Origin of the sequence: Pseudomonas sp. THAF187a (genome assembly GCF_009363395.1) — a bacterium.
Lineage (GTDB): Bacteria > Pseudomonadota > Gammaproteobacteria > Pseudomonadales > Pseudomonadaceae > Aquipseudomonas > Aquipseudomonas khazarica.
On record NZ_CP045349.1, the window covers coordinates 369,795 to 385,077 of the forward strand.

A 15,283-nucleotide genomic window follows, 5' to 3' on the forward strand; every position below is an offset into this window, starting at 1 on the left:
CCGTGCGGCGAACCGCTGCTGGCTCCGGCGCAGAGCACCGGAGCAGGCAGTGTGCAGGCAAAAAGAAGCCGGCTCTACGGCCGGCTTTCCGGGGTGTTACACGGTGTGCAGATACCAGTTGTACTCGAGGTCGGAAATGGTGGTTTCGAACTCTTGCAGCTCGGCTTCCTTGCACGCGACGAAGATGTCGATGTACTTGGGATCGATGTACTTGTTCAGTACCTCGCTGTCGTCCAGCTCACGCAGGGCATCGCGCAGGTTGTTCGGCAGGCTGGGCTCGAGCTGTTCGTAGGAGTTGCCCTCGATCGGTTCGCCCGGCTCGATCTGGTTGGTCAGGCCATGGTGAATACCGGCGAGGATCGAGGCCAGCATCAGGTAGGGGTTGGCGTCGGCGCCCGCGACACGGTGCTCGATGCGCACGGCGTCCGCGCTGCCGGTCGGTACGCGTACGGCCACGGTGCGGTTGTCCAGCGCCCAGCTCGGTGCGTTGGGCACGTAGAACTGCGCCCCGAAGCGGCGGTAGGAGTTGACGTTGGGGCAGAGGAAGGCCATCGACGCGGCCATGGTGTCGAGGATGCCGCCGACGGCATGGCGCAGCGAGGTGTTCTGCAGGGGATCGTCGGCCGCGAAGATGTTCTTGCCGGTCTTCTTGTCCAGCAGCGAGATGTGCACATGCAGGCCGTTGCCCGCCTGGCCCGGATAGGGCTTGGCCATGAAGGTGGAGTCCATCTCATGGTCGTAGGCGATGTTCTTGATCAGGCGCTTGAGCAGCAGCGCGTAGTCGCACGCCTTGATGGCGTCTTCGACGTGATGCAGGTTGACCTCGAACTGCGCGGGCGCGCTCTCCTTGACGATGGCGTCGGCCGGGATGTCCTGTTCCTTGGCGGCTTCGAGCATGTCCTGCAGGCAGTCGACGTATTCGTCGAGGTCGTCGATCAGGTAGACCTGGGTGGAGTGCGGGCGCTTGCCGGAGATCGGTGAGCGCGGTGGCTGCGGCCGGCCGTTCACGTTCTCCTGGTCGATCAGGTAGAACTCCAGTTCGAAGGCTGCGCAGATACGCAGGCCCAGTTCGTCGAACTTCTGTACCACCTGGCGCAATACCTCGCGTGGATCGGCGAAGAAAGGCGTGCCGTCCAGCTCGTGCATGGTCATCAGCAGCTGCGCGGTGGGGCGCTTCTGCCAGGGTTCGTTGCACAGGGTATTGGGGATGGGGAAGCAGATACGGTCGGCGTCGCCGATATCCAGGCCGAGGCCGGTGCTTTCGACGGTGGAACCATTGATGTCGAGCGCGAAGAGCGAGGCGGGCAGGTTGATGCCTTTCTCGTACACCTTGTGAAGGGCGTTACGGTCGATGCGCTTGCCACGCACCACACCGTTCATATCTGCAATAAGAAGGTCGACGAACTGGACCTCAGGATGTTCCTTAAGGAACGCGTTCGCTTCGTTAAGCTGAACGGCACGCGGGGGTACCGACATGATGCAACACCTTTTTGTTAAAAATATCAATCATGCAACTGCATGGGTGTGAGTCAATCCGAAACGCACATTACTGTCAAGCAGGGCCATTCATGCCCTCTTGTGGGGCGTGATGGCCATTTTTGGGGCGTTTCAGGGCCGTTATGGGTGGTCCAAACGCCGATCTACCAAGGTGCTCAGTGGGGTGTGTTCAATTTTTTACAGAGCTATTGTGTAAAAAAATGAACAAGGCTAAGCTCGGTTCAAACCCATAACAGCAATAATACGGGTGTCTCATGTTTCGCCTGCCGACTATCGGCGTCAGCGCTTGTGTCAGGACCAGCATCGGTCACGCTACCAGCACTCCCCTTCACGCCAGGGGACGTCTTCGCCCCACGCAGGGTGGCGCGCTTGCTGCGGCAGCGCGGCAGCGTACGTTCTCTTCGGCGGCTTTCGCGCCGCTCGGCCTGTCTCGTCAGGCTTTCCGCTCGCTCATTACCCAGCACGATAGCGCACGCAGCGCCGTATCGCTGCAGTGCCTGCGCCTTGGCCCGCGTCCTGCAACGCACGAGGGCGTCCCGGGTTCGAGGCGTCCCGCGCTTTGCCGCGAGATAGACGCCTCGCTGCAGCAACGCAGAAGCGCGCCATTTTCTTTCGATGGAGCTAAAAGTCAGGTGCCGGAGGTGCTGCACCCCTAGTAGCATCCACACGAATATCTCGTTCTCCTCCAGGCCTTTGGTGAGGCTTGCAGGGGGAGGGCGGGGCAACGCTGAACCGACTATAACCCTAGTTGGTTCTACAACCCTGAGGTCTCTATGAGTACCAAGCTAGACCAGCTCACGAGCTGGCTGAAAGAACGCAAAATCACCGAAGTCGAATGCCTGATCAGTGACCTGACCGGCATTGCCCGCGGCAAGATCTCGCCGACCAACAAGTTCCTCGACGAGAAGGGCATGCGCCTCCCCGAGAGCGTGCTGCTGCAGACCGTGACCGGCGACTACGTCGAGGACGACATCTACTACGACCTGCTGGACGAGGCGGACATCGACATGTTCTGCCGTCCCGACCCGAACGCCGTGTTCGTCGTGCCCTGGGCCATCGAGCCCACCGCCATGGTGATCCACGACACCTTCGACAAGCAGGGCAACCCCATCGAGCTGTCGCCGCGCAACATCCTCAAGAAGGTGTTGCAGATGTACGAAGGCAAAGGCTGGAAACCCATCGTTGCACCGGAGATGGAGTTCTACCTGACCAAGCGCAGCAGTGACCCGGACTTCCCGCTGGAGGCCCCTGTCGGCCGTTCCGGCCGCCCGGAAACCGGCCGTCAGAGCTTCTCCATCGACGCGGCGAACGAGTTCGATCCGCTGTTCGAAGACATGTACGACTGGTGCGAGCTGCAGGGCCTGGATCTGGACACCCTGATCCACGAGGAAGGGCCGGCGCAGATGGAGATCAACTTCCGTCACGGCGACGCCCTGCACCTGGCCGACCAGATCCTGGTGTTCAAGCGCACCATGCGCGAGGCCGCGCTCAAGCACGACGTGGCGGCGACCTTCATGGCCAAGCCGATCACCGACGAGCCGGGCAGCGCCATGCACATCCACCAGAGCGTGGTCGACATCAAGACCGGCAAGAACATCTTCTCCAATGAAGACGGGACGATGAGCGAGCTGTTCCTGCACCACATCGGTGGCCTGCAGAAGTACATCCCGGAACTGCTGCCGCTGTTCGCGCCGAACGTCAACTCGTTCCGCCGTTTCCTGCCCGATACCTCGGCGCCGGTGAACGTGGAGTGGGGCGAGGAGAACCGCACCGTGGGCCTGCGCGTACCGGAAGCCAGTCCGCAGAACCGTCGCGTGGAAAACCGCCTGGCCGGCGCCGATGCCAACCCCTACCTGGTGCTGGCGGCGACCCTGCTGTGCGGCTACATGGGCATGGTCGGCGGCGTGAAGCCCGGGGCGCCGGTCAAGGGCCGTGGTTACGAGCGTCGCAACCTGCGCCTGCCGGTGACCATCGAGAGCGCGCTGGAGCGTATGGAGTCGTGCAAGGACGCCGAGAAGTTCCTCGGCGAGAAGTTCATCCGTGGCTACGTCGCGGTCAAGCGTGCCGAGCACGAGAACTTCAAGCGCGTGATCAGTTCCTGGGAGCGCGAGTTCCTGTTGCTGTCGGTGTGACGATGCAGAGCCGCTGATGGCTCGGTGGCAGGCGTCCCGTTCGCGACGGCGCCTGCCACGATTCAACGGATTTCCGCGGGCCGCCAGGGCGGCCTGCACAAAGAAGGTGTTGTGATGAACCAGCAAGCCAAGAACCCCAAGACCGCTCAGTGGCAGGCCCTGAGCCAGGCCCACCATCTGGCGCCGTTCAGTGACTACAAGCAGCTGGCCGAGAACGGCCCGCGCATCATCACCGAGGCCCGTGGCGTGCACCTGTGGGACAGCGAGGGGCACAAGATCCTCGATGGCATGGCCGGCCTGTGGTGCGTGGCCGTCGGCTATGGCCGCGAAGAGCTGGTCGAGGCTGCTGCCCAACAGATGCGTCAGTTGCCGTTCTACAACACCTTCTTCCAGACCGCCCACCCGCCGGTGCTGGAGCTGGCCCAGGCCATCGCCCAGCTGGCACCGGCCGGCATGAACCACGTGTTCTTCACCGGTTCCGGCTCCGAGGGCAACGACACCATGCTGCGCCTGGTGCGCCACTACTGGGCGTGCAAGGGCCAGCCGAACAAGAAGGTCATCATCGGCCGCGAGAATGGCTACCACGGCTCCACCGTGGCTGGCGCCAGTCTCGGCGGCATGAAGTTCATGCACGAGCAGGGCGACCTGCCGATTCCCGGCATCGCCCACATCCCGCAGCCGTACTGGTTCGGTGAGGGTGGCGAGCAGTCGCCGGAAGCGTTCGGCATCTGGGCCGCCGACCAGCTGGAGAAGAAGATTCTCGAACTGGGCGAGGAGAACGTGGCGGCCTTCATCGCCGAGCCGATCCAGGGTGCCGGCGGCGTGATCGTGCCGCCGGACAGCTACTGGCCACGGATCAAGGAGATCCTGGCGAAGTACGACATCCTCTTCGTCGCCGATGAAGTGATCTGCGGCTTCGGCCGTACCGGCGAGTGGTTCGGCAGCCAGTACTACGGCCTGCAGCCCGACCTGATGACCATCGCCAAGGGGCTGACCAGCGGCTACGTGCCGATGGGTGGACTGATCGTCAGCGACAAGGTGTTCGAGGTGATCGAAGCGCACGGCGATTTCAACCACGGCTTCACCTATTCCGGGCATCCGGTGGCGGCGGCGGTGGGCCTGGAGAACCTGCGCATCCTCAAGGAAGAAGGCATCGTCGAGCGGGTGAAGGCGGAAACGGCACCGTATTTGCAGAAGCGTCTGCGCGAGCTGGCGGATCACCCGCTGGTGGGCGAAGTGCGCGGTATCGGCATGCTCGGCGCCATCGAACTGGTGCAGGACAAGGCGACGCGTACCCGTTACCCGGGTGACAAGGCGGTGGGCATGATCTGCCGCGGCCACTGCTTTAATAACGGTCTGATCATGCGCGCCGTGGGCGACACCATGATCATCGCGCCGCCGCTGGTGATCAGCCAGGCGGAAGTGGACGAACTGGTGGAAAAAGCACGCAAGTGCCTGGATCTGACTTTGCGTGACCTGTCGGTCTGAAAAAGCCGCAGTCACGGAAAGTTGTCAGCGGTGCCATGACCTTGCCAGACTGCGCCAGAGCGCGTTGGCCAGCCTGATTCGAGCGGCTTGCGCGACGTCTGGAATACCGACACAACAACAGGAGCTGTACGCATGAAAACATTCGGCAAGACCCTTCTCGCGTTGTCCCTGACCGCGGCCGTGGCTGGCGCTGCTCAGGCTGACGACAAAGTGCTGCATGTCTACAACTGGAGCGATTACATCGCCGAAGACACCCTGGCCAATTTCGAGAAGGAAACCGGCATCAAGGTCGTCTACGACGTCTTCGACAGCAACGAAGTGCTGGAAGCCAAGTTGCTGGCCGGCAGCTCCGGTTATGACGTGGTGGTACCGTCCAACCCCTTCCTGGCCAAGCAGATCAAGGCTGGCGTATTCCAGAAGCTGGACAAGTCCAAGCTGCCGAACTGGTCGAACCTGGACAAGGACCTGCTCAAGGCCCTTGAGCCGAGCGACCCGGGCAACCAGTACTCGATCCCCTACATGTGGGGCACCATCGGCATCGGCTACAACGTCGAGAAGGTCAAGGCCGTGCTCGGCGCCGACGCTCCGGTCGACTCCTGGGACCTGGTGTTCAAGCCGGAGAACATGGAAAAGCTGAAGTCCTGCGGCGTTTCCTTCCTCGACTCGCCGACCGAAATTCTGCCGGCCGCGCTGCACTACCTGGGTTACGCCCCGGATAGCAGCAACAAGGACGAGCTGAAGAAGGCCGAGGAACTGTTCCTCTCCATCCGTCCTTCGGTGGCTTACTTCCACAGCTCCAAGTACATCTCCGACCTGGCCAACGGCAACATCTGCGTCGCCATCGGTTACTCGGGCGACATCTACCAGAGCAAGGCGCGCGCCGAAGAAGCGAAGAACGGCGTTGAAGTCGGCTACAACATCCCGAAAGAGGGTGCGGGTTCCTTCTTCGACATGCTGGCCGTACCGGCCGATGCGAAGAACGTCGAGGAGGCGCACACCTTCCTCAACTACCTGATGAAGCCGGAAGTGATGGCCAGCATCACCAACTACGTGCAGTTCCCCAACGGCAATGCCGCGGCCACGCCGCTGGTGGACGAGTCACTGCGCACCGACCCGGGCGTCTACCCGACCCCCGAAGTGCTGAAGAAGATCTACACCTTCCCGGATCTGGCGCCTGCCGTGCAGCGCACCATGACCCGCAGCTGGACCAAGATCAAGTCCGGTCGCTAAGCGACGAAGCAACGCCGCCTGGCGGGTTCGCCCGCCAGGCACTCAAAAAGCCCGAAGAGGAAACGTTATGCGTCGTTCTACCCTGCTGGCTGGCCTGATCGCCGCCGCCCTCGGTATGTCCGTAGCTCAGGCAGCCGATCGCGTGGTCAAGGTCTACAACTGGTCCGACTACATCGCGCCAGACACCATCGCCGATTTCGAGAAGGAAACCGGTATCAAGGTGGTGTATGACGTTTTCGATTCCAACGAAACCCTTGATGGCAAGCTGGCCACCGGCCAGAGCGGCTACGACGTGGTGGTCCCGACCAACCACTTCCTGGCCAAGCAGGTGCGTGCCGGCACCTACATGAAGCTGGACAAGTCCAAGCTGCCCAACCTGGTCAATCTCGACCCGACCATCATGAAGAACCTGGCCGCGGGTGACCCCGGCAACGAATACTCGGTGCCCTATCTCTGGGGTACCAATGGCATCGGCCTGAACGTGACCAAGGCGCGCGCCGTGCTTGGCGAGGACGCCCCGCTGGATTCCTGGGAGCTGCTGTTCGATCCGAAGTACGCCGAGAAGCTCGCCTCCTGTGGCATCGCCCTGCTCGACTCGGGCGACGAAGTGCTGCCGCAGATGGTCAATTACCTGGGCATGTCGCCGCACACCAAGAAGCGCGAAGACTACGAGAAAGCCTACGAGCAGATGATGAAGGTGCGTCCTTACATCACCTACTTCCACAGCTCCAAGTTCATCTCCGACCTGGCCAACGGCAACATCTGCGCCGCGTTCGGCTATTCCGGCGATGTGCTGCAGGCGGCCGATCGCGCCGAAGAGGCCGGCCGCACCGACGAGATCGCCTACATCATTCCCAAGGAAGGCACCGCCATGTGGGCCGACCTGCTGGCGATCCCGAAGGACTCCAAGAACGTCGATGAGGCGCACGCGTTCATCAACTACCTGCTGCGTCCCGAAGTGATCGCCAAGATCAGCGATTACGTCGCCTACGCCAACCCCAACAGCAAGGCCACCGCGCTGGTCGACGAGGACGTGCGTGACAACCCCGGCGTCTATCCCAGTGCCGAGGTCATGGCCAAGCTCTACGTCGCCGAGGAACGTCCGCGTGACGTACAGCGCTGGCTGACCCGCGACTGGACACGAATCAAGAGCGGTCGCTGATCGTCGGAAGATTTTCCTATAAAGTGCCGCGCCTTTTTCCGGGCGGCACACAAAAACGAGGATGAAACTGTGCGAGTTACCCTGCCCAAGTCTCTGATCGCCCTGGCGGCTTCCGCCTTCTGTGGTGTCACCCTGGCCCAACCTTCGGTGCACATCTACAACTGGAGCGACTACATCGGCGAAGAGACCCTGGCCAAGTTCGAGGCGAAAACCGGGATCAAGCCGGTCTATGACGTCTTCGACTCCAACGAAACGCTCGAAGGCAAACTGCTGGCTGGCCGTAGTGGCTACGACGTGGTGGTGCCCTCCAACCACTTCCTCGGCAAGCAGATCCGCGCGGGCGCCTTCCAGCCGCTGGATCGCGCCAAGCTGAGCAACTGGGACAACCTCGATCCGGCCCTGCTCAAGCAGCTGGAAACCAACGACCCGGGCAACCAGTATTCCGTGCCCTATCTGTGGGGCACCAACGGCATCGGCTACAACGTCGAGAAGGTCAAGGCCACCCTGGGCATCGACGAGATCGACTCCTGGGCCGTGCTGTTCGAGCCGGAGAACATCAAGAAGCTGAGCGAGTGCGGCGTCGCCTTCCTCGACTCCGGCGATGAAATGATCCCGGCCATGCTCAACTACCTGGGCCTCGATCCCAACAGCACCAAGGCCGAGGATTACGCCAAGGCCGAAGCCAAGCTGCTCGAAGTGCGTCCTTACGTCACCTACTTCCACAGCTCCAAGTACATCGGCGACCTGGCCAACGGCAACATCTGCGTGGCGGCAGGTTTCTCCGGTGACATCCTGCAGGCTGCCGACCGTGCCGAAGAAGCCGGCAAGGGCATCGAGATCGCCTACAGCATTCCCAAGGAAGGCGCCAACCTCTGGTTCGACATGATGGCCATCCCGGCCGACTCCGCGAATGTCGAGCAGGCCCACGCGTTCATCAATTTCCTCCTCGAGCCCGAAGTGATCGCCGAAGTCAGTGACTACGTCGGTTACGCCAACCCCAACGTCAAGGCGGGCGAGCTCATGGATCAGGAGGTTCGCAACGACCCGTCCGTGTACCCGCCGCAGGCCGTACTGGACAAGCTGTACATCTCCGCTGAATTGCCAGTGAAGGTACAGCGCCTGATGACCCGTACCTGGACCAAGGTCAAGTCGGGTCAGTAATCGTTTCCAGCCCGGCCGCAGGGGCCGGGCACAATCTTCCGGGAGTTTTCCTAAATGGCTGTTGCCTCCAGCGCCTACAAAAAAGCCCTCGAGGGGGATCAGACACCGAAAGAGGTGTTGGTCAAAATCGATCGGGTGACCAAGAAGTTCGATGAGACAGTAGCAGTCGACGATGTATCGCTGACCATCAACAAGGGCGAGATCTTCGCCCTGCTGGGCGGTTCGGGTTCGGGCAAGTCCACGCTGCTGCGCATGCTCGCGGGCTTCGAGCGGCCCACCGAGGGACGCATCATTCTCGATGGCGTGGACATCACCGACATGCCGCCGTACCAGCGGCCGATCAACATGATGTTCCAGTCCTACGCGCTGTTCCCGCACATGACCGTGGCGCAGAACATCGCCTTCGGCCTGCAGCAGGACAAGCTGCCCAAGGCGGAGATCGACGAGCGCGTCAGCGAGATGCTCAAGCTGGTGCACATGACCCAGTACGCCAAGCGCAAGCCGCACCAGCTCTCCGGTGGCCAGCGTCAGCGTGTGGCCCTGGCCCGCTCGCTGGCCAAGCGGCCGAAGCTGCTGCTGCTCGACGAACCCATGGGCGCACTGGACAAGAAGCTGCGTTCGCAGATGCAGCTGGAGCTGGTGGAGATCATCGAGCGCGTGGGCGTGACCTGCGTGATGGTGACCCATGACCAGGAAGAGGCCATGACCATGGCCCAGCGCATCGCCATCATGCACCTGGGCTGGATCGCTCAGACCGGCAGCCCGGTGGATATCTACGAGACCCCCACCAGCCGCCTGGTGTGCGAGTTCATCGGCAACGTCAACCTGTTTGAAGGGCAGATCACCACCGACGAAGCCGACCACGCGATTATCGACTGCCCGCACGTGGACAAGCCGATCTACATCGGTCACGGCGTCAGTACCCGTGCCGAGAACAAGTCGGTCAGCTACGCCCTGCGCCCGGAAAAGCTGCTGATGGCCACCGCCCTGCCGGACGACCACGAGCATCCCGAGTACAACTGGAGCCATGGCCACGTCCACGACATCGCCTACCTTGGCGGTCACTCGGTGTACCACGTCAAGCTCACGTCCGGGCAGGTCGTGCAGTGCTTCATCGCCAACGCCGAGCGCCGCGGCAAGCGTCCGACCTGGGATGACCCGGTGGTGGTGTACTGGGAAGACGACAGTGGCGTGGTACTGCAATCATGAAACCGAGCAAACTCCTGCGCTATCTGCCCAGGGGGCGGCATGCCGTGATCGGCATACCCTTCCTGTGGTTGTTCATGTTCTTCCTGCTGCCCTTCATCATCGTGCTGAAGATCAGTTTCGCCGAGGCCGACGTCGCGATTCCGCCCTATACGGAAATCTACGAATGGGCGGACGGCAAGCTGACGTTGCTGCTGAACTTCGGCAACTACATCTTCCTCACCGAGGACGCACTCTATCTGTCGGCCTACCTGGGCTCGCTCAAGGTCGCGTTCTTCAGCACCCTGCTGTGCCTGCTGATCGGCTACCCGATGGCCTATGCCATCGCCCGTGCGCCGAAATCGCAGCAGACCGTGCTGCTGCTGCTGATCATGATGCCGACCTGGACCGCGATCCTGATCCGCGTCTACGCCTGGATGGGCATCCTCGGCAACAACGGCCTGCTCAACAGCCTGCTGATGGGAATCGGCCTGATCGACTCGCCGCTGCAGATCCTCAACACCAACATCGCCGTCTATATCGGCGTGGTGTATTCCTATCTGCCGTTCATGATCCTGCCGCTCTACGCCAACCTGGTGAAGCATGACCCCAGCCTGCTGGAGGCTGCTTCCGACCTGGGCTCGAGCAACCTCAACAACTTCTGGCGCATCACCGTGCCGCTGTCGAAGAACGGCATCATCGCCGGCTCCATGCTGGTGTTCATTCCGGTGGTCGGCGAGTTCGTCATCCCCGAACTGCTTGGCGGTCCGGAGACCCTGATGATCGGCAAGGTGCTGTGGCAGGAATTCTTCAACAACCGCGACTGGCCGGTGGCTTCCGCCCTGGCGGTGGTGATGCTGGCGATCCTGATCGTGCCCATCATTCTGTTCAACCGTAACCAGGCCAAAGAACTGGAGGGCCGCCCATGAAGCGTTTCAGTTTCTCCAGTCTCATGCTCTGGGCGGGCCTGGTGTTCATCTACCTGCCGATGGTCATCCTGGTCATCTACTCGTTCAACGCCTCGCGTCTGGTCACCGTCTGGGGTGGCTGGTCGGTGAAGTGGTACGTCGGCCTGCTCGACAATACCCAGCTGATGAACTCGGTGATGCGCTCGCTGGAAATCGCCTGCTACACCGCCATCGCGGCGGTGGCGCTGGGCACGCTGGCGGCCTTCGTGCTGACCCGTATCACCCGCTTCAAGGGGCGTACGCTGTTCGGTGGCCTGGTCACCGCACCGCTGGTCATGCCGGAGGTGATCACCGGTCTGTCGTTGCTGCTGCTGTTCGTGCTGATGGCGCAGCTGATCGGCTGGCCGATGCAGCGTGGCATGACCACCATCTGGATCGCCCACACCACCTTCTGCTCGGCCTACGTGGCGGTGGTGGTGTCGTCGCGCCTGCGTGAGCTGGACCTGTCCATCGAGGAAGCGGCCATGGATCTCGGCGCCAAGCCGTGGAAGGTGTTCTTCCTGATCACCGTGCCGATGATTGCGCCGTCGCTGGCGGCGGGGGCGATGATGTCCTTCGCCCTGTCGCTGGATGACCTGGTGCTGGCCAGCTTCGTCTCCGGTCCGGGTTCCACCACGCTGCCGATGGAGATCTTCTCCGCCGTGCGCCTGGGGGTGAAGCCCGAGATCAACGCGGTGGCCAGCCTGATCCTGCTGGCGGTGTCCTTCGCCACCTTCCTGGCCTGGTTTTTCAGCCAGCGTGCCGAAGAGAAGCGCAAGAAGGCCCTGCAGCAGGCCATGGACGAGACCGCCAACAGCGTCAATCCGTCCTGGCAGCAGGTAGTCGACAGCCGTCGCAGCGACAGCTGAGCCTGGTGCTGCAATGAAAAACGGGCCCTTCGGGGCCCGTTTTTCATGGGGAGCAGCAGGGCTTCAACCGCGACGAACGGCTCGCCGGGAAAGCGCCTGCCACAGCGGTGTGGCGGTCATTTCACCAGCGCTTTCCAGGCCTTGAGGCTCTGCACGACCTGAGTCTGGGTCATGCGCAGCTGGCGCTGCTCGTCGTCCAGAGGGTGCAGGGCCAGCCCTTGCAACTTGCTCAGCTCGCCGTAGAGGCGGTCGACCTCGGCGACGTCCAGCACGCCGCGCGCCAGGCGCAGCCAGACCAGCAGGCGTTCCAGGCGTGGCATCTGTTCGGCCAGGTCTTCCGGTTGCTGCTGGTAGCGGCGCAGTTGCAGGGCCGCCCCTTCCTCGGCCAGCAAGGTCGGGAGCCAGCTGCCCAGGGCCGCCTTGCCCTGGCGCTCGCCCCGTGCATTGCGCGCCGCCGTCCAGCTGCGTTGCAGCAGCCAGTACGACAGCTTCAGCGACAGCAGGCCCCAGCGGCAGCCGTCCAGCTCGGCGGCGAACAGGGCCGGCGCGTTGCGGCGCATGCTGTCGTCGTTCTGCCCGGCAGCCAGGCGCGGGCGCCAATCATCGAGCAGGCTGTCGAGCGCTTCGCGCAGCTCCCGCGAGCTGGCGCGCGGGGCGGCCTGGCCGAGACTGGCGAGCAGGGCGCGCAGGTCGACCAGTTGCTCCAGCCACTGCTGCAGCAGGCTCCAGTGGCCGTTCCAGCGGTACTGCTCGGCCAGGCGCTGGCTGGCGCCGAGCAGGTGCCAGGCCAGCGCGGCAACGGTGTCGTCGAGGCTCATCTCGGCATCCAGCGCGGGAGCAGGCAGGCTCAGGCTGTAGCTGCCGGCATCGAACAGGCGATAGCCGCGCTCGGCCTTGCTGATATCGCAGGGCATCAGCGGCAGGTCGGCGGCCAGCTCGCAGGCCAGCTCCAGCAGCGCGGCCGGCTCGCCCTGGCGCAGCTCCAGTTCCAGCTCGCAGATTTCCTCTTCACCCTCGCCAGCCAGCACCTTGCCCAGGTCCAGCGCTGCCTCGATGACGACCTTGGCCTTGCCGCGGCCCCAGGCGATTTCCGCCTTCTCGCGCACGAAATCGGTGGTGAACAGCGGCTGCAGGCTCTTCTTGTCCAGCTCGGCCAGGCTGGCGGGCCAGCAGCTGTCATCGAGCTTGCTCAGGTCGAGCTTGGCCTTGCTCAGGTACCAGTCCCACTCGTTGCGTTCGGACAGGCCGGCGACGCTCTGTCCACGCGATTTCAGGGTCTGGATGAACTGTTCGCCGTCACGCCGCAGGCGCAGCGCAACCTTGGCGGCGGCCAGATCGCGCACTGGCGTGTCGTAGTACTGGTTGAACAGTTCGACGCGTTGCCAGCCGCTCTTGTTGCGTTTCTTCAGCAGCGGGTGTTCGCGCAGTGCGGCCAGGGTGGCGCGGCTGGCACGCAGTTTGATTTCGGTTTCTTTGACCATGGTGGAGAGCTAGATAGCCTTTTATGAAAATGTGACAGACCGATGACGCGCGCTGGCGGATGACGAAGTCGGTCCCTATACTTGCGGCCTTCTCAAAACGGGGGCTTACCCTATGCCTATCAATCCCTTTGTCAGCCTGTTCGGCCGTTCACCCATCGGCCCCATGCAGCAGCATATCGCCAAGGCCCATGAGTGCGCGGCGAACCTGGTGCCCTTCTTCGAGGCCGTGATGGCCGAAGACTGGACCAGGGTTGAACAGGTACAACAGGAGATGTCCCGGCTGGAGCACGAGGCGGACAAGCTGAAGAAAAGCGTGCGCCTGCATCTGCCCAAGAGCCTGTTTCTGCCGGTGCCGCGCTCGGACCTGCTGGAGCTGCTCAGTGTACAGGACAAAGTCGCCAACCGTGCCAAGGACATTGCCGGCCTGATGCTTGGCCGTCAGATGAGCATTCCGCAGGCACTGCAGCCGCTGATGGCTTCCTACGTGCAACGCAGCGTCGATGCCAGCGCCCAGGCGCTGAAGGCGATGAACGAACTGGATGAGCTGCTCGAGACCGGTTTTGCCGGGCGTGAAGCGGTGCTGGTGGAAACCCTGATCGAAGAGCTCGGCAATATCGAAAACGATACCGATCGTCTGCAGATCGAGGTCCGCCGCAACCTGTTCAAGCTGGAGAAGGACCTTCCCCCGGTCGATGTGATGTTCCTCTATCAGATCATCGACTGGATCGGCGATGTCGCCGACCGTGCCCAACGAGTGGGCAACCGACTGGAACAACTGCTGGCGCGCTAAGCGCCAGTGTCCTTTCTGGGATCTACGGATAATTCATTATGTCTCTGATTGCGGACTACGGGCTGGTTCTGCTCGTTCTTGCCTGCCTTTTCGGTTTTTTCATGGCCTGGGGTGTCGGCGCCAATGATGTCGCCAATGCCATGGGTACTTCGGTGGGCTCACGTGCGCTGACCATCAAGCAGGCGATCCTCATCGCCATGGTCTTCGAGTTCGCCGGTGCCTACCTGGCCGGCGGTCAGGTGACCGAGACGATCAAGAGCGGCATCGTCGATGCCTCGATGATCAGTCCCAACCTGATGGTGCTGGGCATGATGTCCGCGCTGCTGGCGGCGGGCACCTGGCTGCTGGTCGCATCGACCAAGGGCTGGCCGGTGTCGACCACCCATTCGATCGTCGGTGCGGTGATCGGCTTCGCCGCGGTCGGCGTGTCGATGGATGCCGTGCACTGGGGTGGCGTCGGCCCGATCGTGGCCAGCTGGGTGATCTCGCCGGTGCTCTCCGGGGTGGTGGCGTTCGGCGTGTTCATGAGCGTGCAGAAGCTGATCATCGACACCGAGACGCCCTTCGCCAACGCCAAGCGCTACGTGCCGGTGTACATGTTCCTCACCGGTTTCATGGTGTCGATCATGACCGTCACCAAGGGCCTCAAGCACGTCGGCCTGCACCTGAGCGGCGGCGAAGGCTTCCTGCTCTCGGCCGGTATCGGTGTGCTGGTCATGCTGATCGGCATCGCCCTGCTGAGCCGCATCAAGATCGACGTGGAGGCTGACAAGAGCTTCCACTTCGCCAGCGTCGAGAAGGTGTTCGCGGTGCTGATGATCTTCACCGCCTGCTCCATGGCCTTCGCCCACGGTTCCAACGACGTGGCCAATGCGGTCGGTCCGCTGGCAGCCATCGTCGGGGTGATCCAGAGCGGCGGCGAGATGGTCGGCGCCAAGGCGGCCCTGCCGGCCTGGGTACTGTTGCTGGGTGCGATCGGCATCGTCGTCGGCCTGGCCACCTACGGTTACAAGGTGATCGCCACCATCGGCAAGGAAATCACCGAGCTGACCCCCAGCCGTGGCTTCGCCGCCGAACTGGCGACCGCCACCACCGTGGTCGGCGCCTCGGCCATCGGCCTGCCGGTGTCCACCACGCACACGCTGGTCGGCGCCGTGCTCGGCGTGGGCATCGCCCGGGGTATCGGCGCACTGAACCTGGGCGTGATCGGCAAGATCTTCATGTCCTGGCTGATCACCCTGCCGGTCGGCGCCGCGCTGTCGATCTTCTTCTTCTTCATCCTGCGCGGGCTGTTCGGCGGCGTCTGATTCGGCGCCGGCGGTTTCCCCTGAGGTTGGATGC

The 15,283-nt window shown here is 62.8% G+C and carries 12 protein-coding genes; 10 read left to right on the forward strand and 2 right to left on the reverse strand.

The features are described from left to right. Positions 1 to 96: 96 nt before the first annotated feature. A complete protein-coding gene (locus tag FIV02_RS01795; protein WP_047591612.1) occupies positions 97 to 1,476 on the reverse strand; it encodes a glutamine synthetase family protein in 1,380 nt (459 codons plus the stop codon). Between the two features lie 794 nt (positions 1,477 to 2,270). Here FIV02_RS01795 and FIV02_RS01800 point away from each other — a divergent pair. The 8 genes from FIV02_RS01800 (at position 2,271) to FIV02_RS01835 (ending at position 11,671) form a co-directional block, all read left to right on the forward strand. Then, positions 2,271 to 3,629 carry a glutamine synthetase family protein gene (locus tag FIV02_RS01800; protein WP_037056753.1) on the forward strand — a complete coding sequence of 453 codons (1,359 nt, stop codon included), beginning with the start codon at positions 2,271 to 2,273 and terminating at the stop codon, positions 3,627 to 3,629. Positions 3,630 to 3,743: 114 nt separating this feature from the next. Continuing rightward, positions 3,744 to 5,117 (forward strand): aspartate aminotransferase family protein, encoded by a 1,374-nt coding sequence (locus FIV02_RS01805; RefSeq protein WP_152487623.1) that lies wholly within the window; start codon positions 3,744 to 3,746, stop codon positions 5,115 to 5,117. A gap of 132 nt (positions 5,118 to 5,249) precedes the next feature. Beyond that, complete coding sequence (locus tag FIV02_RS01810) at positions 5,250 to 6,347, forward strand: polyamine ABC transporter substrate-binding protein (RefSeq protein WP_152487624.1); 1,098 nt, start codon at positions 5,250 to 5,252, stop codon at positions 6,345 to 6,347. A 67-nt stretch (positions 6,348 to 6,414) separates the two neighbouring features. Further along, complete coding sequence (locus FIV02_RS01815) at positions 6,415 to 7,509, forward strand: polyamine ABC transporter substrate-binding protein (protein ID WP_037050250.1); 1,095 nt, start codon at positions 6,415 to 6,417, stop codon at positions 7,507 to 7,509. Positions 7,510 to 7,578: 69 nt separating this feature from the next. Beyond that, positions 7,579 to 8,670 carry a polyamine ABC transporter substrate-binding protein gene (locus FIV02_RS01820; RefSeq protein ID WP_037050248.1) on the forward strand — a complete coding sequence of 364 codons (1,092 nt, stop codon included), beginning with the start codon at positions 7,579 to 7,581 and terminating at the stop codon, positions 8,668 to 8,670. Between the two features lie 54 nt (positions 8,671 to 8,724). Beyond that, positions 8,725 to 9,879, forward strand: coding sequence for a polyamine ABC transporter ATP-binding protein (gene potA, locus FIV02_RS01825; protein ID WP_037050245.1), 1,155 nt, complete (start codon positions 8,725 to 8,727; stop codon positions 9,877 to 9,879). Positions 9,880 to 9,902: 23 nt separating this feature from the next. Beyond that, positions 9,903 to 10,784, forward strand: a complete 882-nt coding sequence (locus FIV02_RS01830; RefSeq protein ID WP_167494398.1) for an ABC transporter permease subunit — start codon at positions 9,903 to 9,905, stop codon at positions 10,782 to 10,784. Further along, complete coding sequence (locus FIV02_RS01835; protein ID WP_037050240.1) at positions 10,781 to 11,671, forward strand: ABC transporter permease subunit; 891 nt, start codon at positions 10,781 to 10,783, stop codon at positions 11,669 to 11,671. Before FIV02_RS01830 ends, FIV02_RS01835 begins: the two co-directional genes overlap by 4 nt. A gap of 116 nt (positions 11,672 to 11,787) precedes the next feature. On the opposite strand, the gene FIV02_RS01840 is transcribed toward FIV02_RS01835, so the two are convergent. Further along, positions 11,788 to 13,152 (reverse strand): inorganic triphosphatase, encoded by a 1,365-nt coding sequence (locus FIV02_RS01840; RefSeq protein WP_152487625.1) that lies wholly within the window; start codon positions 13,150 to 13,152, stop codon positions 11,788 to 11,790. 112 nt (positions 13,153 to 13,264) lie between these two features. On the opposite strand from FIV02_RS01840, the gene FIV02_RS01845 reads away from it, so the two are divergent. Together FIV02_RS01845 and FIV02_RS01850 are read left to right on the forward strand one after the other, a co-directional pair. Next, positions 13,265 to 13,942 (forward strand): TIGR00153 family protein, encoded by a 678-nt coding sequence (locus FIV02_RS01845; RefSeq protein ID WP_037050237.1) that lies wholly within the window; start codon positions 13,265 to 13,267, stop codon positions 13,940 to 13,942. Positions 13,943 to 13,980: 38 nt separating this feature from the next. After that, a complete protein-coding gene (locus FIV02_RS01850; protein ID WP_037050236.1) occupies positions 13,981 to 15,249 on the forward strand; it encodes an inorganic phosphate transporter in 1,269 nt (422 codons plus the stop codon). The last annotated feature ends 34 nt before the right edge of the window (positions 15,250 to 15,283 follow it).

What these genes read in the sequence shown, in the direction of transcription:
- FIV02_RS01845 (WP_037050237.1), top strand. Translation starts at nt 13,265, where the DNA reads ATGCCTATCAATCCCTTTGTCAGCCTGTTCGGCCGTTCACCCATCGGC.
- FIV02_RS01805 (WP_152487623.1), top strand. Translation starts at nt 3,744, where the DNA reads ATGAACCAGCAAGCCAAGAACCCCAAGACCGCTCAGTGGCAGGCCCTG.
- FIV02_RS01795 (WP_047591612.1), bottom strand. Translation starts at nt 1,476, where the DNA reads ATGTCGGTACCCCCGCGTGCCGTTCAGCTTAACGAAGCGAACGCGTTC.
- FIV02_RS01800 (WP_037056753.1), top strand. Translation starts at nt 2,271, where the DNA reads ATGAGTACCAAGCTAGACCAGCTCACGAGCTGGCTGAAAGAACGCAAA.
- FIV02_RS01810 (WP_152487624.1), top strand. Translation starts at nt 5,250, where the DNA reads ATGAAAACATTCGGCAAGACCCTTCTCGCGTTGTCCCTGACCGCGGCC.
- FIV02_RS01835 (WP_037050240.1), top strand. Translation starts at nt 10,781, where the DNA reads ATGAAGCGTTTCAGTTTCTCCAGTCTCATGCTCTGGGCGGGCCTGGTG.
- potA (WP_037050245.1), top strand. Translation starts at nt 8,725, where the DNA reads ATGGCTGTTGCCTCCAGCGCCTACAAAAAAGCCCTCGAGGGGGATCAG.
- FIV02_RS01850 (WP_037050236.1), top strand. Translation starts at nt 13,981, where the DNA reads ATGTCTCTGATTGCGGACTACGGGCTGGTTCTGCTCGTTCTTGCCTGC.
- FIV02_RS01840 (WP_152487625.1), bottom strand. Translation starts at nt 13,152, where the DNA reads ATGGTCAAAGAAACCGAAATCAAACTGCGTGCCAGCCGCGCCACCCTG.
- FIV02_RS01815 (WP_037050250.1), top strand. Translation starts at nt 6,415, where the DNA reads ATGCGTCGTTCTACCCTGCTGGCTGGCCTGATCGCCGCCGCCCTCGGT.